This is a genomic window from Streptomyces racemochromogenes, from assembly GCF_044129415.1.
Taxonomy (GTDB): domain Bacteria; phylum Actinomycetota; class Actinomycetes; order Streptomycetales; family Streptomycetaceae; genus Streptomyces; species Streptomyces racemochromogenes_A.
The window spans coordinates 1-17,191 of the sequence record NZ_JBBDHD010000015.1 but is presented as its reverse complement, the minus strand read 5'-3'; the positions used below and the strand labels follow the sequence as shown (position 1 = coordinate 17,191).

Annotated in this window: 18 protein-coding genes and 1 tRNA gene; 9 read left to right on the top strand and 10 right to left on the bottom strand. The window is 74.4% G+C overall.

The genetic code is table 11. The features are described from left to right. Positions 1-96: 96 nt before the first annotated feature. From WDV06_RS08435 to WDV06_RS08420, 4 genes are read right to left on the bottom strand one after another with little or no spacing between them, the layout of a single operon-like run. Positions 97-1,428 carry an AAA domain-containing protein gene (locus WDV06_RS08435; protein ID WP_395509013.1) on the bottom strand — a complete coding sequence of 444 codons (1,332 nt, stop codon included), beginning with the start codon at positions 1,426-1,428 and terminating at the stop codon, positions 97-99. Further along, positions 1,425-2,996, bottom strand: a complete 1,572-nt coding sequence (locus WDV06_RS08430) for a hypothetical protein (protein WP_395509012.1) — start codon at positions 2,994-2,996, stop codon at positions 1,425-1,427. The genes WDV06_RS08435 and WDV06_RS08430 overlap by 4 nt, the downstream gene beginning before the upstream one ends. Next, on the bottom strand, positions 2,984-4,153 hold the full coding sequence (locus WDV06_RS08425; RefSeq protein ID WP_395509011.1) for a hypothetical protein: 1,170 nt from the start codon (positions 4,151-4,153) through the stop codon (positions 2,984-2,986). Before WDV06_RS08425 ends, WDV06_RS08430 begins: the two co-directional genes overlap by 13 nt. Next, on the bottom strand, positions 4,092-4,952 hold the full coding sequence (locus tag WDV06_RS08420; RefSeq protein ID WP_395509010.1) for a phosphatase PAP2 family protein: 861 nt from the start codon (positions 4,950-4,952) through the stop codon (positions 4,092-4,094). The genes WDV06_RS08425 and WDV06_RS08420 overlap by 62 nt, the downstream gene beginning before the upstream one ends. A gap of 117 nt (positions 4,953-5,069) precedes the next feature. Between WDV06_RS08420 and WDV06_RS08415 the strand changes: the two genes are divergently transcribed. Beyond that, positions 5,070-5,666 (top strand): histidine phosphatase family protein, encoded by a 597-nt coding sequence (locus tag WDV06_RS08415; RefSeq protein WP_395509009.1) that lies wholly within the window; start codon positions 5,070-5,072, stop codon positions 5,664-5,666. A 66-nt stretch (positions 5,667-5,732) separates the two neighbouring features. On the opposite strand, the gene WDV06_RS08410 is transcribed toward WDV06_RS08415, so the two are convergent. Next, complete coding sequence (locus WDV06_RS08410; RefSeq protein WP_395509008.1) at positions 5,733-7,055, bottom strand: tetratricopeptide repeat protein; 1,323 nt, start codon at positions 7,053-7,055, stop codon at positions 5,733-5,735. Positions 7,056-7,290: 235 nt separating this feature from the next. Between WDV06_RS08410 and WDV06_RS08405 the strand changes: the two genes are divergently transcribed. After that, positions 7,291-7,725, top strand: coding sequence for a hypothetical protein (locus WDV06_RS08405; protein ID WP_395509007.1), 435 nt, complete (start codon positions 7,291-7,293; stop codon positions 7,723-7,725). A 25-nt stretch (positions 7,726-7,750) separates the two neighbouring features. Continuing rightward, entirely contained in the window at positions 7,751-8,644 is an 894-nt protein-coding gene (locus WDV06_RS08400) for a spermidine synthase (protein WP_395509006.1), read from the top strand. A gap of 27 nt (positions 8,645-8,671) precedes the next feature. Here the strand turns inward: WDV06_RS08400 and WDV06_RS08395 are convergent, their stop codons facing one another. Beyond that, on the bottom strand, positions 8,672-9,235 hold the full coding sequence (locus WDV06_RS08395; protein ID WP_395509005.1) for a hypothetical protein: 564 nt from the start codon (positions 9,233-9,235) through the stop codon (positions 8,672-8,674). Positions 9,236-9,313: 78 nt separating this feature from the next. Here WDV06_RS08395 and WDV06_RS08390 point away from each other — a divergent pair, with 78 nt between their 5' ends. The 4 genes from WDV06_RS08390 to WDV06_RS08375 all read left to right on the top strand — a co-directional run bounded on the left by WDV06_RS08390 (position 9,314) and on the right by WDV06_RS08375 (position 12,592). Continuing rightward, on the top strand, positions 9,314-10,000 hold the full coding sequence (locus tag WDV06_RS08390) for a response regulator transcription factor (RefSeq protein WP_185117278.1): 687 nt from the start codon (positions 9,314-9,316) through the stop codon (positions 9,998-10,000). Next, positions 9,997-11,400: a sensor histidine kinase gene (locus tag WDV06_RS08385; RefSeq protein WP_395509004.1), complete on the top strand. Its 1,404-nt coding sequence runs from the start codon at positions 9,997-9,999 to the stop codon at positions 11,398-11,400. The genes WDV06_RS08390 and WDV06_RS08385 overlap by 4 nt, the downstream gene beginning before the upstream one ends. Positions 11,401-11,533: 133 nt before the next feature. Then, on the top strand, positions 11,534-12,208 hold the full coding sequence (locus tag WDV06_RS08380; protein WP_395509003.1) for an NADPH-dependent F420 reductase: 675 nt from the start codon (positions 11,534-11,536) through the stop codon (positions 12,206-12,208). 84 nt (positions 12,209-12,292) lie between these two features. Then, positions 12,293-12,592: a hypothetical protein gene (locus WDV06_RS08375; RefSeq protein WP_395509002.1), complete on the top strand. Its 300-nt coding sequence runs from the start codon at positions 12,293-12,295 to the stop codon at positions 12,590-12,592. A 59-nt stretch (positions 12,593-12,651) separates the two neighbouring features. On the opposite strand, the gene WDV06_RS08370 is transcribed toward WDV06_RS08375, so the two are convergent. The 4 genes from WDV06_RS08370 to WDV06_RS08355 all read right to left on the bottom strand — a co-directional run bounded on the left by WDV06_RS08370 (position 12,652) and on the right by WDV06_RS08355 (position 15,389). Beyond that, positions 12,652-12,724: transfer RNA gene (locus WDV06_RS08370), tRNA-His, on the bottom strand. Between the two features lie 105 nt (positions 12,725-12,829). After that, entirely contained in the window at positions 12,830-13,432 is a 603-nt protein-coding gene (gene orn / locus WDV06_RS08365; RefSeq protein ID WP_395509001.1) for an oligoribonuclease, read from the bottom strand. A gap of 84 nt (positions 13,433-13,516) precedes the next feature. Further along, positions 13,517-14,689, bottom strand: a complete 1,173-nt coding sequence (locus WDV06_RS08360; RefSeq protein WP_395509000.1) for a helix-turn-helix domain-containing protein — start codon at positions 14,687-14,689, stop codon at positions 13,517-13,519. Positions 14,690-15,065: 376 nt separating this feature from the next. Then, positions 15,066-15,389 (bottom strand): hypothetical protein, encoded by a 324-nt coding sequence (locus WDV06_RS08355; protein WP_395508999.1) that lies wholly within the window; start codon positions 15,387-15,389, stop codon positions 15,066-15,068. 463 nt (positions 15,390-15,852) lie between these two features. Between WDV06_RS08355 and WDV06_RS08350 the strand changes: the two genes are divergently transcribed. Next, positions 15,853-16,386 (top strand): universal stress protein, encoded by a 534-nt coding sequence (locus WDV06_RS08350; protein WP_395508998.1) that lies wholly within the window; start codon positions 15,853-15,855, stop codon positions 16,384-16,386. 96 nt (positions 16,387-16,482) lie between these two features. Further along, positions 16,483-17,052 (top strand): GPR1/FUN34/YaaH family transporter, encoded by a 570-nt coding sequence (locus WDV06_RS08345; RefSeq protein ID WP_395508997.1) that lies wholly within the window; start codon positions 16,483-16,485, stop codon positions 17,050-17,052. Positions 17,053-17,191 lie beyond the last annotated feature (139 nt).

Genomic DNA, 17,191 nt, shown 5'->3' with positions numbered 1-17,191 from the left:
TGATGTGCGGTGTGGAGTCTCGTTGCCGACGAGTCATCCGGGGAAGCCGGCGGTGCGTGATATGTCACTCACCGAGGCCGCACCGCGCCACCGGGTTCACGGGCGCCAGCTGATGCGGTGTTCGGACAGGTGGGACAGGACCGAGTGGTTGGCCTCCCAGCCGTCCGGAAACTTGATCGTCGTTCCCAGCTGGACCGGCTCCATGGACGGGTGGTCGTCCAGGAGTTCCGCTATGCCCGCGCGCGCCACCACGACGCAGGCGTGCCGGTGGCGCGAGGCCAGGACGCACAGGCGGCCCGTCTCCAGGTGGAAGGCCGTCGCGTCGGGGCGCCCCGACAGGGGGTGGAGGACCACCGTCAGGTCGTACTCGCGGCCCTGGAGGCGGTTCGCCGTGTCCACCGTCACCCCCGCCACGCCCAGGGAGGCCAGGGCCGAGCGCACGGCCGCCGCCTGGTCGCGGTGGGCGGTGCCCACGGCGATGCGGGCCGGGGTCAGCGGGGTGGGGGCCGGGGTCTGCTCGTCCGAGGTCACCGCCCCGCGGTCCAGGGCGCGGCGGACCACCAGCGCCACCGCCCGCACCGCCTCCGGATCCGTGCGCGGGGTGTGCCGGGCGGGCAGCTCCAGCAGGCCCCACCCGGCCTCGGCCGCCTCGTCCAGCACCCGGTCCGGGCCCGACCCGTCCGAGCGCACCCCGTACGCGAGCCTCCGCTCACCCGGACCGGTACCGCTGCGGAACTGCGAGTACGGGTAGAAGGCGCGCGAGACCAGCGGCGCGGCCGTCGCCGGCAGCCGCCACGACACCGGCAGCCGGTGCTGCGGCAGCCGGGGGTTGTGGGCGAGGAGGGTGCTCACCGCCGAGGCCGAGGGGTCGTAGGACAGCCCGGCCCACTGCTCCGCCCCGACCACGCTGAACGGGTCCAGCTGCCCCGGATCGCCCACGAACAGCGCCCGCTCGAACAGCCCGGCCACGGCCAGCAGCGCGTCGGAGCGCATCTGGTAGGCCTCGTCGACGATCGCGTGCTCCCAGGGCTCCGCCTTCACGTACGCCCACTTCGCCGCCGTCGAGATGGTGACGGGCAGCTCGGCCAGGTCCGCCGGCTTCGCGGACAGGGTCACCGAAGGCAGCTCCCGCAGCGCCGGATCGTAGGCGTCGGCGTCACTGCTGTGCAGCCGGCCGACCTTCAGCTCCGGATCCTTGGCGGCGAGCCGCAGCACCAGGTCGTCGACCTGCGCGTTGGTCTGCGCCACCACCATCAGCCGGCGCCCCGCGGCGGCCAGCTCCCGGGCAGCGCGCACCACGAGCGTCGACTTTCCGGCCCCGGGCGGGGAATCGACGACCACGCCCCGCTCCGTGCCGTGCAGGGTGTCCCGGAGGATGGCGGCGGTCGCCCGGTCGGCGGCCGCGCCCGGGTCGAAGGCGGTGGTCACAGGAGGTCCTCTTCGGTCACGGCGTCCAGGGCGGGGGCGGTCGCGGATCCCGGCGGACCGCCGTGCGTCCACGGGGTGTCCTCCGGGTCGGGCAGCTTCGGGCCGCCGCGCGGATCATGCTCGAACAGGGTCCAGCACACCCGGTCGCCCTTCTCCGGCACCGACCCGGCCACCGGCTCGCGGCCCGCGCCCATCTTGTCCAGGACGCGCAGCACCAGCTGGCCGTCCTCCTCCCGGCGGACGAACTCGAAGGCCTGCTGGCGCCCGTCCAGCGAGCGGAACACCTTGCCGCCGCCCGCGTCGGCGAGCTGCGGCCGGTCCTCGGTGGCCACTCTCAGCAGCGGGCGCGGCCGGGGCCGCTTGCCCTCCGTCCACTCCATCACCACCTCGGTGACCTCACCGGCGAAGGCCTCGCCCGCGAACCGCCGGCCCGCCATGACCAGCGGGTCGTCCAGCGCCTCCTGAGCGTCGAGCCGCACCTGCTCGGTCTCCCGGGTGGCCAGCTTCTGCGCCGCCGTCACCGCGTCGTCACGGCGCGGCTGCGGCGGCTCGCCGGCACGGACCCGGTCGCGGTGGCCGGTGAAGGACCAGCGGTCGCGGGTCCAGCGCTCCTCGGTCCGCTCCCCGGGCGGCAGGGCCCGCAGCAGGTCGATCGCCTCCCAGGTCTGCCACCACGCGCTCTGCATCTGGTCCACGACCAGCCGCCGGATCGCCCGCTCGGCCGCCCGCGCGGCGTCCCCGTCACGGGGTTCCCCCGCCGCGCGGGCCGCGTCGAACCTGCCGATCGCCGGCGCCAGCAGCCTGTTGTCGAAGGCCGGGTCGGTGGCCGGGCCGGCGGGCGGGAACAGCAGCTGGCCGTCCTTGTCCCGTTCGAGCTCCACCCGCAGCGCCCACTCGGCGCCCGAGACCCCCTCGGGCGGGGCGATCCAGCCCAGCAGCGCGCCCAGGTGCTGGTCCTCCAGGTTGCTCTGGCCGGTCGCCCAGTGCCGCGAGAGCAGGTCGGTGGCGGACACCAGCATCGAGGAGCCCGGCACCCGGGAGCGTTCGGCGAGGTGGGTGAACCACCGGCCCAGCAGCGGGATCTGGGCGGGTACCGGGTAGGGGTTCTCCGGGTCCTCCTCGGCGGTCCGCCGGAACCGCATGGACCGGCCCAGCAGCCGCACGTACTCGATGCCCGCCCGGCTCGGGACGACGATCTGCGGCGCGTCCGTGCACAGCTCGGCCTCGACCTTGGTCCTGCGGCCCGTCTCCGGGTCGGTCTCGGTGCGCTCGGCCGGCTCGACGACCTCCGTGTAGGCCTCGATGTACGGCATCATCCGCTGCGCCAGGTCGCCCAGGAAGCCCCAGCGCAGGTCCCGGTCCCGGGGCTGCGGTATGACGAGGACCGTCGGCTCGTGCCGGTCGGTCCCCACCATGGCGCCGAGCGGCGCGCCGGCCTCACCGGCGGTGGTCAGCGGCACGAAGACCAGCGGCTCCGCGCTCAGGTGGCGGTGGCGTACGGTCGCCAGCGGCCGGGCGCGGCCCGCGCGGACCGCCTCCAGCCGGGCGAGGGTGCTCAGCAGGGGCATGCGGGGCTCTCCGGGGCCTGGTGCGGGGGTCGGGCGGCGGCGAGCTCCAGCGCCTCGGCGCGCAGCCGGGCCGCCTGGCGCAGCGCGTCCGCCGTGGGGTCGCCTTCGGGGCCGGCGCCGCCGGCCGCCGCGAGGGCCTCGTCCACGGTGGCCAGACCGCCCAGCTCTGCGCGTACCGACCGGCCGAGCGCGGCGGGGTCCCCGGCGGCGCGGGAGCGCTCGCGGCAGTGGAAGGCCAGCTCGCAGGCGGCCAGGCACTCGGGGGCGTAGGCGGCGGACACGGCGGAGACGGCCTCGGTCAGCTCCTCGGCGGGGCGGGCCGGGTCGAAGCAGAGCCCCTCGGGCAGGCCCGCCGTCAGGTCTTCGATGCGGGTCAGCCGCTCCAGCCGGCGGCGGGTGACCGCGTGCTCGCGGCGGACGTCGACGGCTTCGGCGGCGGGCAGGTTGGAGAAGTCCTTGGGGCAGACCAGCAGGATCCGGTGGTCGACGGAGGCCCCGGAGAGCTTCGCCGCGGTCTGCTCCAGGGCCAGCACGTACACGGCGGCCTGCCGCGCGGCGGCCCCCACCTTCGCCGCGTCGGCGGCCCCGTCGATCATCGGGAACGACTTGATCTCGACCACGCTCCAGCGGCCGTCCGGATGCACCACCACGGCGTCCGGCTCCAGGTAGGCGGGGGTGCCCGCCACCTCCAGGGCCAGCATCGGATGGTCCAGCAGCGTCCACGTCCGTGCGGCGGTGGCCTCCCGCAGGGCCAGCGCCGTGCGGGCGGCCCGGCCCTCCGGTCCGGCGGCGGTGAGGTCGGGCACCCGGGCGTCCGGCCCGGGCGGCTCGGCCCCGGCGCCGAGGCGGGCGTGCGCCAGGCGCAGCAGCTCGGCCCCGCCGTCGCCCTTGACCTTGGCCTCGAAGGAGTTCCCGCGGATGATCGCGAACTGCGACTGGCCGAAAGCGGCCGGTGCGCCGAGGGCCGCGGCGAGGGCGGTCTTGTCCACTCCGGCACCGTCGAGGACGGCCCGTCTGCCGCAGCCCGGGTTCGCGGCGAGCGCGGCGAGCGCCCGGGCGTCGAGCGGACGGGGCGGTACGGCGGGGCCGCGCAGGTCAGCGAGCCGCTGCCGCAGTGTCGTCGTCTGGGGCGGGCTGCTGGGCGGGTAGGAGCTCACGGGCGGAAGTGTCCCATCCGCCGCTGACAATCGTGGACTTACGGCTGAAACGGATCGGTTCCCGCCGTCCCGGCCGGTCCCCGCCCGGCCCCAGCGCGCGGGCGAGGAGCCGGCCGGCGCCCATCACGGCGGCCCCGGCGAGGGCGTCGAGGAGGTAGTGGTTCGCCGTGCCCATGACCACCACCGCCGTCAGGGCCGGATACGCCAGGCCCAGGGCCCGCACCAGCGGCCGCCGCGCGTGCCGCCACAGCATGATCCCGCACCACAGCGCCCAGCCCACGTGCAGGCTCGGCATGGCGGCGTACTGGTTGGTCAGCGTCCCCAGCCCGCGCGGGGCACTGGCCTCGGCGCCCCACCAGCCGTACGAGCTGAAGCGGGCCATCGTGTCCGTGAAGCCGTACGGGGCGGCCAGCAGCCGCGGCGGGCAGGTGGGCAGCAGGCTGAACCCGACCAGCCCGAGCAGCGTGGAGGCCACCAGCCAGCCCCGCGCGGCCCGGTAGTGCGCGGCCCGCCGGTGGTAGAGCCACAGCAGCACGGCCGGCGTGACCAGGTAGTGCAGGGAGGCGTAGACGAAGTCGGCGGGTATGCCGAGCGCGCCCTCCCGGGAGAAGAGACGATTCAGCGGCCGCTCGACGTCGAGCCCGAGGACCTCCTCGATCCGCAGGATCGCCAGCCCGTTCCCGACGGCGAGGTCCGTGTCGCCCCTGACGAGGAGCCTCCCGCAGGAGTACGCGCCGTAGACGAGCACCAGGAGCAGCAGCTCCACCCGCCACCGTAAGGGCCGCTGCCGTGTGGTCATACGGTGTAAGACGCTCGACGGGCGGCCGGAGTTGCCCCGTGTTCACGTCATGGATGATGGACGGACGACGGATTCGCGCATCCCTGGGCGAACCACCACGGACCGGGAGAAACACAGATGGCCCCCCGCATCCTGCTGGCCCGCCACGGCCAGACGGCATGGTCCCTGCTCGGCAAGCACACCGGACGCACGGACGTGCCCCTGCTGGAGGAGGGCAGGCAGGGGGCGAAGCGGCTGGGCGAGCGGCTCGCCGGCGAGCCCTGGGCCTCGCTCCGGGGGCTGGAGGTGCGCACCAGTCCGCTGGTGCGCGCGAGCGAGAGCTGCGACCTCGCCGGGTTCGGGGCACAGGCGGACCCCTGGGACACCCTCATGGAGTGGGACTACGGCGACTACGAGGGGATGACCCCGGCCGAGATCCAGGCGGTCCGGCCGGGCTGGCTGATCTGGCGCGACGGGGTTCCCGGCGGGGAGTCCGTCGCCGACGTGGCGGCCCGCGCGGACGAGGTGGTGGCCTGGGCCCGCTCCGCCGAGCGGGACGTCCTGGTCTTCGCGCACGGGCACGTCCTGCGCACCCTCGCCGCCCGCTGGCTCGGCTTCGACGCCTCCTTCGGCGCCCGCATCCGGCTGGACCCGACCTCCCTGTCGGTGCTGGGCTGGGCGTACGGGGCGCCGGCGCTGGAGCGCTGGAACGACACCGGGCACCTGGAGGGGTAGCCGGGGCGGGGCCCCGGGCGTGCCGTCCCGGCCGCCGCGCGGCGGACGGGACTTCGGCGCCACGCCCTACACCTGGGCGTGCCGGGTCAGGAAGGCGCCGACGCGCGGGGAGCGCTGGTGCGGGACCAGGATGCGGGCGGTGCCCGCCAGCATGGAGCGGATCCGGGTCGACTGGACCCCCGCCAGCAGGTCCAGGACCCGCCCGCCCGCCCAGGCGGCCTCGTCCGGTGCCCCGGCGCGGGCCAGGTCGTCGGCGAGCTCCGCGGTGTAGAGGGCCACGTTCCGGGCGAAGTGCGGATCCTGGAGGTCGGCCGCGCGGCGGGCGTGCCGGGCCGCGCGGGCGTGCTCCCCGAGCGCCGCCCAGCAGCGGGACTCCAGGGACTCCAGTTCGGCCTCGCCGAAGAAGGACATCCACTCCGGGTCCGCGGCGCGGGCCCCCCGGGCGAACTCGGTGTGCGCGCGGGTCAGCGCCTCCTCGCAGGCCCTGCGGTCCCCCAGTCCCGACCAGCCGCCCGCCTCCCGCAGCGACAGCAGCGACAGCAGCCGGGGGGAGCCGAGTGAGCGCGCCGCCCGCCGTCCCGCCTGGGCGGCCCGTACCGATTCCCGGGGGCGGCCGCGGTCCCGGGCGAGGAAGGCCATGTTGCTGAAGGCGTGCGCCTCCAGGCCCGCGTCCCCCGCCACCCGGGCGGTGGCCAGGGCTTCGGCGTAGTGCGAGCGGGCGTCCTCGAAACGGCCCGAGTCGTGGGCCAGCCAGCCCACCGAGACGGCCAGCTCCCCGGCCCCCGCGTGCAGCCGGTCCTCGGTGGACTGCCGGGTGGCCCCCGCGTCGAGGAGGGCGTAGGCGGTGCGCAGGGGCTGCGCGGCCCGCCGGTAGAGGGCGTCGGCGCCGTGCCGGTCGTCCAGCAGCCGGATCTGGCGTACGGCGTCCTCGACGGCGGCGGCCTCGGCCTCGCCGGCGCGGGAGGGGATCCGGCGGCTGTCGCCGAGCAGGGTGAGGCCGAGCGTCGCGGCCGCCACGGTCGCGGAGCCGCCCGCCATGAAGGCGCGGCGCTGCACGTCGCTCTCCTTGGAACGGTGGATGAGGTGGGTGAAGGCGGGAGGAGTGGGCAGGGCGCGCTGGGCGGCCCGCCCGCGGACGGCTTCGCGGGGTGAGAAGCCCAGGTCGGCCAGGGTGCGGCCGGGGAACATGTGGAGGAAGACGCGTTCGTAGGCGTAGTTGGGGCAGCGGATCTCGCCCGATTCCACGCGTCCGATGTAGCGGGCGTCGCAGGAAACCGTTTCGCCGATCTCCCGTGCGGCCCGGCGGACCATGGCCGCGAACTCGGCAGGGGAGTGTGTTCCGCGCAGCCGCCGGAAGCTGGAGTTGGGTGAGTGGGATGACGCCGCCATGGACGCTGCCTCTCTGGACAAGCCCGCCCCGGAGTCAGGCGCTCCGGCGCGCATGAAGGTACCGCCGACGAGTGGGCTCCCACGCGGTGTTTGGCTACAAAACGGATATCTCACCCGCGATCCGCCATGAACTGCCATCCTTTGCGGCGTCTTGCCGCCGCACCTGTTGACGCTTCGCCGCGTTGAACCCATGCGGATACGGATCGAGGAGGGGTTCCCCTTGGTGGAGGCCGGCATGGACAGCATTGGTACGAACACCGCGCCCGGTGCCGGCGCGATCCCGTTCACCGCGCAGGTTCCGGGGGCCCCCGCCCCGGACCTGGTGACCGTGTCCGTACGGCAGGGCCTGGAGGCCGTGGACATCATCCGCCGGGGTGCCGGGCAGGCGGTGCCCGCGGTCGGTCCCGTGCTGCACGACGGCTCGGGCGACACCCTCGGCTTCCTGGTCCCGCCGGGGACGGCCGACGCCTGGGACCTGCCCGGCAGTGCCTGCACCCAGACCAGCGGGCGCGGGATGCGCTTCGGCGACCTGGCCGCCGCGCCCACGGCAGGGGGTACGGGCTGGCTGCTGCCGCCCGAGGCGGTGGGGCCGGTGACCGACCCGGAGGTGCTGCGGGCGGCGCTCGGCGAGGCGGCCCGGCTGATCGAGGCGGCCGACAACTGTCGGTGATGCTCTGGCCAGCGATAATGGGGGCGTGGCAGGCAAGGGTACGGGCAGGGACAAGGGCAGGAACCGCGATGCCGGCCGGCGGGGCGCCGCCGAGCCGGTCGCCGGGCAGGTGGGCGGCGGCCTGGCCGAGCTGGTCCCGGACCGCGAGCGCGCCCGCGCCTGGACCCTGCTGGTCGACGGGGCCCCGCAGTCCCACGTGGACCTGGACGACCCCGGCCACCTGGACTTCGCCTACCAGCGCCGCATCGGCCACCTGATCGACCTCATCGCCCCCGCACGGCAGCCCCTGAACGTGGTGCACCTGGGCGGCGGCGCCCTCACCCTGGCCCGCTACACCGCCGCCGCGCGCCCCCGTTCCGCGCAGCAGGTGGTGGAGATCGACGCGGCCCTGGTGGCCTTCGTACGGGAGCACCTGCCGCTGGACCCCCAGGCGCGGGTCCGGGTCCGGGCGGTGGACGCGCGGGCGGGGCTGGCGAAGGTGCCGGACGGCTGGGCGGACCTGGTCATCGCGGACGTGTTCAGCGGGGCGCGCACCCCGGCGCACCTGACCAGCGCCGAGTTCCTGGACGACGTGCGCCGGGCGCTGTCGCCCACCGGGTGGTACGCCGCCAACCTCGCGGACGGGCCGCCGCTGGCGCACCTGCGCGGCCAGGTCGCCACGGCCGCCTCCCGGTTCGAGCGGCTGGCGCTGGCCGCGGATCCCGTCGTCTGGCGGGGGAAACGTTTCGGCAACGCGGTGCTCGTGGCCTCCGACCAGGAGCTTCCGGTGGCCGAGTTCACCCGCCGGGTGGCGAGCGACCCGCACCCGGGCCGGGTGGAGCACGGCCGGGCCCTGGCGGACTTCACCGGCGGCGCGCTCCCGGTCCGCGACGCCTCGGCGACGGCCTCGCCGCAGCCCCCGGCCTCGGTGTTCCGGTAGGAACGGCCGGGGGGAGCGGGACCGCGCCTACGGGTCGACGGTCTCCACCGTCGGAGGGTGGTCGTGCCAGGTGCAGAACACCGACACCTCGCGGCCGTCACGGGTGAAGGTCACCCGGATCCAGAAGTCCTGCTTCCACACCTGCACCCGCCACCCCGCCTCCGGGGTCGCCGACACCAGCGCGGCCGAGGAGGCGCCGAGGTCGAAGACGACCCGCCCGCCCGAGACCGAGTACCCCTTCACCTCGCCCGGGGCACCCCCCTGGTTCTGGCGCTGCTGCCCGGACGGCGGCGCGGGCTTCGACCTCGCGGGCGCCGGCGGCGCGGGCGCGGAGGAGGACGGCACCGACGAGGCCCCCGGCGCGGACGGTGAGGACGGCGCCGGGGACGGGGGCGACGCGGACGGACCGGGCGGGGGAGGCGGCTCCGCGCCCCGCGTCGAGGAGGACAGCGGCCGGGTCGCCAGCGGGACCGCGAGCGGAGGATCGTACGCCGTCCCGGACATGACGGTGTGCACACCCCACCACGACAGGGTCACGGCGGCCGCGGTGGCCACCACCCAGGCCATGGCATGTACAAGTCCTCTGCGCATCAGGGCACATACTGCACCACACGTCACAAGCCCGTCCCCGCACCTCCCGGGGTCGCCCGAATGGACTACCGTGCGCCCATGGCTAGTGTGCTCGTGGTCGAGGACGACCAGTTCGTACGTTCCGCCCTGATCCGGCACCTGACCGAGGCCTCCCACACCGTACGGAGCGTCGGCACGGCCCTGGAGGCCCTGCGCGAGGTCGCCCACCACCGCTTCGACGTGGTCATCCTCGATCTCGGGCTGCCCGACCTCGACGGCTCCGAAGCCCTGAAGATGCTGCGCGGCATCACCGACGTACCGGTCATCATCGCCACCGCCCGCGACGACGAGGCCGAGATCGTCCGGCTGCTCAACGACGGCGCCGACGACTACCTCACCAAGCCGTTCTCGGTGGAGCACCTCTCCGCCCGGATGGCCGCCGTCCTGCGCCGCTCGCAGGCCGCCGCGGCCGAACCGCCCCCGCGCGTGCTGCGCGTCGGCGGCCTCGCCATCGACCCGCTGCGCCGTCAGGCCGAACTGGACGGGGCCGTACTCGACCTGACCAGGCGGGAGTTCGACCTGCTGGCCTTCCTCGCCGGACGGCCCGGGGTGGTCGTGGCCCGGCGCGAACTGCTCGCGGAGGTCTGGCAGCAGTCGTACGGGGACGACCAGACCATCGACGTGCACCTGTCGTGGCTGCGCCGCAAACTCGGCGAGACCGCCGCCCGGCCCCGCTACCTGCACACCCTGAGGGGCGTCGGGGTGAAGCTGGAGCCGCCGCTGTGAGATGGGCGCTGGTCAAGGTCTGCCTCGCCGTGACCACCATGGTGGTCGTGGCCTTCGCGGTGCCCCTGGGGCTGGTGGTGCAGGAGATGGCCAGCGACCGGGCCTTCTCCAACGCCGAGCGGCAGGCCGCCACCATGGGGCCGACCCTGTCCATCACCACCGACCCCGTGCAGCTGCGCAAGGCCGTCGAGTCCACCGAGATGGGCGCCGCCCGGCGGATGGCCGTCCACGTCCCCGCCATCGGCGGCGCCGCCCCCGTGGACATCGGCGAGGGCTGGGCGGGCGCGCACGCGGTGGCCGAGACCCGCTCCATGGGACGGGCCACCACCGCCGAGGCCGCCGGCGGGGGCTCGGCGCTGCTCCAGCCCATCGCCCTCGGCTCCGGGGACATCGCCGTCATCGAGATCTACGTACCGGAGAGCGAGGTCAGCAACGGGGTCGCCACCGCCTGGCTGGTCCTCGCCGGCGTCGGCCTCGCCCTGGTCGTCGGCTCGGTGGCGGTCGCCGACCGGCTCGGCGCCCGCCTGGTCCGCCCGGCCGAACGGCTCGCGGACGCCGCCCACCAGCTGGGGGAGGGGCGGCTCGGGGCCCGGGTGCCCGAGGACGGCCCGAAGGAGCTCCGGTCGGCGGCCGTCGCGTTCAACTCGATGGCCGACCAGGTCGTCGAACTCCTCGCCAACGAGCGGGAGCTCGCCGCCGACCTCTCCCACCGGCTGCGCACCCCGCTGACCGTGCTGCGGCTCAACGCGGCCTCGCTCGGCGACGGTCCCGCAGCCGAACACACCCGGGCGGCCGTCGAGCAGCTGGAGCGCGAGGTCGACACGATCATCCGCACCGCCCGCGAACAGCGCCCGCCCGCCGCGGCGGCCACGGCGGGGTGCGACGCCTCGGAGGTGATCCGCGACCGGATGGCCTTCTGGTCCGCGCTCGCCGAGGACGAGGGCCGCGAGGTGCGGCTGGCGGGCGTGGACCGCACCGTACGAGTCCCGGTGGCCCGGCCCGAGCTCGCGGCCGCCCTGGACGCCCTGCTCGGCAACGTCTTCCGGCACACCCCCGAGGCCACCCCCTTCGCGGTCGACGTCCACGACGCGGGGGACGCCGTCATCGTCCTGGTCTCCGACGCGGGCCCCGGCATCGCCGACCCGGACGCGGCCCTGCGGCGCGGCAACGACGGCGCCCGCGACGGCTCCACCGGGCTCGGCCTGGACATCGTGCGCCGCGTCGCCGAATCCACCGGCGGTGACGTACGGCTGGGGCGCTCGGTGCTCGGGGGGACCGAGGTGCGGGTGTGGCTCGCCCTGGACGACCGTGCCCGGCGCGGCGGCCGCCGCCCGGGCGGCCGTCGCGCCCGCCGCGCACGCGGCCGGCGACGCGGCGAACGGACCGACCCGGCCGGGTGAGGCACGGGCCGGGGGCCCGGTGCGTGGAATAGCGTACGTTCCCGGCCAGTTGGGGGCCGGTGAGCACCGGCCGCACCGCCCGGCCGCATCCCGCGCACGGCCCGTGTCACACCTTCTGGAAAAGGACATCCGCATGCGTTACGCAGTTCTCGGCACCGGCGTCGTCGGCCGTACGGTGGCCGCCCGCCTCGCCTCCCTGGGCCACGAGGTGGTCATCGGCACCCGCGACCCGCGCTCCACCCTCGACCGGGCGGAGTACGCCGCATGGCAGGAGGCCCACCCGTCGATCGGCCTCGCCGCCTTCCCGGAGGCCGCGCGGCACGGGGAGACCCTGGTCAACGCCACCGGCGGACGGGTCAGCGTCGAGGCGCTGAACGAGGCCGACGCCGCCCACCTCGACGGCAAGGTACTCATCGACATCGCGAACCCGCTGGACTTCTCCCACGGCTTCCCGCCCCGCCTGGACCCCGTCGACGACGACAGCCTCGGCGAGCTGATCCAGCGGACCTTCCCCCGGCTGAGGGTGGTCAAGACCCTCAACACCATGAACTGCCAGATCATGGTCGACCCGGCCCGCGTCCCCGGCGACCACACCGTCTTCCTCTCCGGGGACGACGCCGACGCGAAGAAGGCCGTCCACGGCCTGCTGAGCTCCTTCGGCTGGCCGGACCGGTCGATCATCGACCTCGGCGGCATCGAGACCGCCCGCGGCACGGAGATGCTCCTGCCGGTGTGGCTGCGCCTGATGAACGCCCTGGGCCACGCGGACTTCAACTTCCACATCCAGACGGCCCGCCCCTCCTCCTGACCCGCGGGCCCGCACGGACGGGGGCGCAGATGTTGCCGCGCCCCCGGCCCGTGCGGAGGGTGGGGGTGACGGAGGGAGGCACGGATGAGAGTCATGCTCAGGGCCCACCTGGACACGGCCGCCGGCAACGAGGCCATCAAGACCGGGGCCCTGGTCCAGGCCATGAGGAAGTTCATGGAGAGGGTCCGGCCGGAGGCCGCCTATTTCGGCCTCCACGAGGGCGTGCGCTCCTGCTGGATCGTCTTCGACCTCCAGGACAGCGCCCAGGTGCCGCTGCTGACCTGGGACCTGTTCGACCGCTTCCACGCCGAGGTCGAGATCACCCCGGTCACGACGGGGGAGGAGCTGGCCGAGATCCTCTCCGAGGTCCGCACCCTGACCTAGCCGGCCCCGGACACGCGGAAGGCCCCGGCTCGCTCGCGCGAACCGGGGCCTTCCCACAGGGTGAGTGACGGGACTCGAACCCGCGGCCACCTGGACCACAACCAGGTGCTCTACCAACTGAGCTACACCCACCATGTCCGGTCGCGGAACGACCGGCCGAAGAAAAGGGTACAGGGTCCGGGAGGGTGCTCGCTCCCCCCTTCTCCCGCACCCCCTCCCGCGGTGTCCCGGGCGGTCCTACTCGCCGGTGACGACGTGCTTGGCGGCGATGGCCTTGGCCGTGTCCGAGTCCGGCCCGGGCTGCGGCACGAAGATCGCCTCGCGGTAGTACCGCAGCTCGGCGATGGACTCCTTGATGTCCGCGAGCGCCCGGTGGTTGCCGTTCTTCGGAGGGCTGTTGAAGTACGCCCGCGGGTACCAGCGGCGCGCCAGCTCCTTGACCGAGGACACGTCGACGATCCGGTAGTGCAGGTGGGCCTCCAGCGCCGGCATGTCGCGCGACAGGAAGCCGCGGTCGGTGCCGACGGAGTTCCCGCACAGCGGAGCCTTGCGCGGCTCCTTGACGTGCTCGCGGACGTACGCCAGGACCTGCGCCTCCGCGTCGGCCAGGGTCGTGCCGCCGGCCAGCTCGTCGAGCAGACCGGAGGCGGTGTGCATCTCGCGCACCACGTCCGGCATGTTCTCCAGGGCCGCGTCCGGCGGGCGGATCACGATGTCCACCCCTTCGCCGAGCACGTTGAGCTCCGAGTCGGTGACCAGCGCGGCCACCTCGATAAGTGCGTCGTCCGTCAACGAGAGCCCGGTCATCTCGCAGTCGATCCACACCATGCGGTCGTTCATGCGCCCCACCTTATGCCGAAGGCCCCCCGCCGTGGTGTCCGGCCGATGCGGGGGGCCTTCGTCATGCGTCGTCCGGTTCCGCGGCTACGCGTGTTCGCGCAGCACCCGGCCCGGGGCGTACAGCTCCGTCACGCTCGGACCGGAGGCGGCCAGGGCCGCCGCGGCCCGCTGGGGCTGCGGGGTGCGCTGGTGCGGCAGCGGGGCCCCCGACATCTCCGAGACCGGGGAGACGTCGGCCTGCGGCCGACGCGCCCGGTAGGCGGAGCGGTAGGCGGCCGGGGAGGAGCCCAGCTGCCGGCGGAAGTGGCCGCGCAGGGCGACCGGGGACCGGAAGCCGCAGCGTCCGGCGACCTCGTCGACCGAGTAGTCGGAGGTCTCCAGCAGCCGCTGCGCCTGGAGCACCCGCTGGGTGATCAGCCACTGGAGCGGCGCGCTGCCGGTGAGCGAGCGGAACCGCCGGTCGAAGGTGCGCCGGCTCATGTAGGCGCGGGCGGCCAGCGTCTCCACGTCGAACTGCTCGTGCAGGTGCTCCAGCGCCCAGGCGACGACCTCGGCGAGCGGGTCGGCGCCGATCTCCTCGGGCAGCGACCGGTCGAGGTAGCGCTCCTGGCCACCGGTGCGGCGCGGCGGGACGACGAGCCGGCGGGCCAGGGCCCCGGCCGCCTCGCTGCCGTGGTCCGTGCGCACGATGTGCAGGCACAGGTCGATTCCGGCCGCGGTGCCGGCGGACGTCAGCACGTCGCCGTCGTCGACGAACAGCTCGCGCGGGTCGACGTGCACGGACGGGTAGCGCTTGGCCAGCGTCGGCGCGTACATCCAGTGCGTCGTCGCGGGCCGGCCGTCCAGCAGACCGGCGGCGGCGAGCACGAACGCACCCGTGCACAGGCCGACGATCCGGGCGCCCTCCTCGTGCGCCAGCCGCAGGGCGTCGAGCGCCTCCGGCGGCGGCGGGGAGGTGATGGAGCGCCAGGCCGGGACGACGACCGTGCCCGCGCGGGCGATGGCCTCCAGCCCGTACGGCGCGCTCAGTTCGAGTCCGCCGGTGGTCCGCAGCGGACCGTCCTCCCCGGCGCACACGAGCAGTCGGTAGCGCGGCACTCCGGCGTCCTGGCGGTCGATGCCGAAGACGGACAGCGGAATGGAACTCTCGAAGATCGGGCCGCCGCTGAACAGCAGCACGGCGACGATCTCTCTGCGGCGACGCCCCGCGAGCTTCCTGCCCGCGTCGGCGATGACTGCGGTGGAATCCTGGCTCATGGCGCTAAGCCCCCCTTGGGTGTCGCGACTCCTTGGTCTGGTCGCACCTGCACGTTTCCCCTCGGCCTTGCACGTGGATCCCCCGCCGTAAATACATGATCGAATCTACTGCGTCCCGTGGTGTCGGCGTGACAAGTTCAGCACGCACCGCTATGTCGACTTGGCAACTTGGCGAAAAGCATTCGATCAGGATCCGTTCCACTCCGCTACCCGTACGGGAACCTCGCGATCCGGTCGTGGCCAGTACCCATGGGGTGTTTTCGCCCCCTTCGCTCTGTCGTCCCTGGTGGTGGGGGGGTTGGGGGGACATTCCGGCAAGGGAAGCGCTCAGTCCGGAAGTTGGCCGAAAACAACCGGGTGTGTACGTGCGAATCGGTCAGTCGTGAGGGGAGGGGCCCGGCGAGCCGTGGCATCCGCGGTGCGCACCGGACCCGCTGCGGGAGTGCCGGCCGCGGTGCCCGTGCGGAACCGGATCCTCCGACAGGAGCCGGGCGGCGGACCGTCCGGCCTTCTCCGAGTGCCGCAGCAGCACCCGGCAGGCGGCCGTGACGGCGGCCAGCCCCAGGGTCGCCACGGCGGCCCCGCCGTACGAGGTCCCGTAGACCACCAGGACGACGGGGACGAGCAGGCAGCTGAAGACGGCCCAGCGCACCACGTCACCCGCGGGGTCGTCATGCGGCCCGCCCGAGGGGGACCGCACGGACGGGTGAAGATGGGAGCGGGCCGGGGGGTGGGCCGGTGGGGCCGACCGTGCCGGCTGAGCGGGCTGGTCGGGCTGGACGGGGTGAACCGGATGGCCGGGCACGGCGTACTCCCTGCGGGCTCTTCCTGGACGGTCGGACGCCTGTCCAACGCCCGCGCGCGGGTCCCGGTCACTGCGCGCACGGGTGGCGCGAGGGCCTTCCGTCACTGGCTGTAGGGGCCAGCGGCCATTGCCAAGGTGGCTCCGCTCCGGCATGCTCCCTTGGACGCTCTCCAAGGGCGGCATGCCCTGTGCAGGACGGGAGTGTCGCCGTACCCTGGTGGGTAAGGGCTTGGAAAGATGCTTCCAGGACAGAGCTCCGTCACACAGCGTCGCCAAAACGCCCGCCTCGTCGTCAGAAAGCCCGAGTCGCCGAAACCGCCCCTGTCGCTTCCCCCGAGGACTTTTCGCCGAGACATCCATGGCCGGTCACGAATTCTTCGAACCCGCGGACCGCAAGCGCAAGCACCACATCGCCGATTCCGTTTCGAGCGACCTGCGCGCGGTGGAACAGACACGCCTGCCCTGCGACCCGGCCTTCCGGCACGGAGTGGTGGTGGGCTTCGACGGCTCCACGTCCAGTGAGCGCGCCCTCGCCTACGCGATCGGCATGGCCCGGCGCTCCGGCTCCGGCCTGATCATCGTGCACGTCGCGAACCGGCTTCCCACCACGGTCTGGGCCGGCTGCGAGCCGCCGGTGTTCGTGGACGTGCCGGACCACCGCACCGAGGTGCTGGGCCTGGAGCTCGCCTGCGCGGACTACCTCACGGAGGTGCCGTGGATCCTCGTCGAGCGGGGCGGGGACATCTGCCACGAGCTGGAGGAGGTCGGCCGGGAGTACTCGGCGGACGCGATCGTGGTGGGGTCCACCCACGGCATCGTCGGCCGGATCTTCGGCTCGGTCGCGGGCCGTCTGGCCAAGCGCGCACAGCGACCGGTCGTTGTCATTCCGTGACCCCGTGTATTCCGGTTGTGCGGTTGTGAACCCGTGTAAAGGGTAGATAAGTGCTGCTGGGACGCAGCAACAACTGCAGATCGAAGGGAGCCCGCCGTGGACAATGGTGTCTCTGCGGGAAGCACGGCCTCGACCTCGACCCTGGGGAACATCGCCCTGGGTCTCACCCTTCTCGCGTTCGGTACCGGCCACACCGGAGTCCTCTCCGGTGTCACCGCTGCCAACTCCGTGTCGCTCGCGATGTACGTCGGCGGCGCGGCCCTCTTCCTCCTCGGCCTCCTGGAGTACCGGGGCGGCAACGGGTTCAACGGCACCGCCTTCGCGGGCCTGGGCGTCTTCTGGTTCACCTGGGCCAAGGGCGCGGGCTCCGCGGTGTCCGACGAGGCGGCCGGAACGTTTCTGGTCCTCTTCGCGATGCTCGCGCTGACCCTCGCGCTCGCCGCCGCGAGCGGGCTGTTCGGGCAGGGCGTCTACGGCCTGCTCACCCTCTCCCTCCTGCTCCTGGCGATAGCCTCCTTCGCGGGCAGCGCGAGCCTGGCCAAGGCGGGCGGCTGGGTCGCGGCCGTGGCCGGGCTGCTGGCCTGGTACGGGGCCACCGCCGCGCTGGCCCACTGGCCCGTGGCCCTCGGCAAGGCGTCCGGAAGGGGTGCGGTCGCGGCGGGCTGAGGCCCCCGCTCCGCGGCTGGACGGGCAGGGGGGGCCCCCCCCCCCCCCGGGGGGGCCCCCCACCCCGCCCCCTTCACGGGGCCAGCAACCCGATGGCCTCGTACGCCCGGTCCACCACCGGCCGCGCGATGCCCCGCGC

Bases quoted from the DNA above. Each gene is read 5' to 3' on its own strand.
- WDV06_RS08430 (WP_395509012.1), bottom strand. From the start codon at position 2,996: ATGCCCCTGCTGAGCACCCTCGCCCGGCTGGAGGCGGTCCGCGCGGGC.
- WDV06_RS08420 (WP_395509010.1), bottom strand. From the start codon at position 4,952: ATGACCACACGGCAGCGGCCCTTACGGTGGCGGGTGGAGCTGCTGCTC.
- WDV06_RS08415 (WP_395509009.1), top strand. From the start codon at position 5,070: ATGGCCCCCCGCATCCTGCTGGCCCGCCACGGCCAGACGGCATGGTCC.
- WDV06_RS08410 (WP_395509008.1), bottom strand. From the start codon at position 7,055: ATGGCGGCGTCATCCCACTCACCCAACTCCAGCTTCCGGCGGCTGCGC.
- WDV06_RS08405 (WP_395509007.1), top strand. From the start codon at position 7,291: ATGGACAGCATTGGTACGAACACCGCGCCCGGTGCCGGCGCGATCCCG.
- WDV06_RS08395 (WP_395509005.1), bottom strand. From the start codon at position 9,235: ATGCGCAGAGGACTTGTACATGCCATGGCCTGGGTGGTGGCCACCGCG.
- WDV06_RS08390 (WP_185117278.1), top strand. From the start codon at position 9,314: ATGGCTAGTGTGCTCGTGGTCGAGGACGACCAGTTCGTACGTTCCGCC.
- WDV06_RS08380 (WP_395509003.1), top strand. From the start codon at position 11,534: ATGCGTTACGCAGTTCTCGGCACCGGCGTCGTCGGCCGTACGGTGGCC.
- WDV06_RS08375 (WP_395509002.1), top strand. From the start codon at position 12,293: ATGAGAGTCATGCTCAGGGCCCACCTGGACACGGCCGCCGGCAACGAG.
- orn (WP_395509001.1), bottom strand. From the start codon at position 13,432: ATGAACGACCGCATGGTGTGGATCGACTGCGAGATGACCGGGCTCTCG.
- WDV06_RS08360 (WP_395509000.1), bottom strand. From the start codon at position 14,689: ATGAGCCAGGATTCCACCGCAGTCATCGCCGACGCGGGCAGGAAGCTC.
- WDV06_RS08350 (WP_395508998.1), top strand. From the start codon at position 15,853: ATGGCCGGTCACGAATTCTTCGAACCCGCGGACCGCAAGCGCAAGCAC.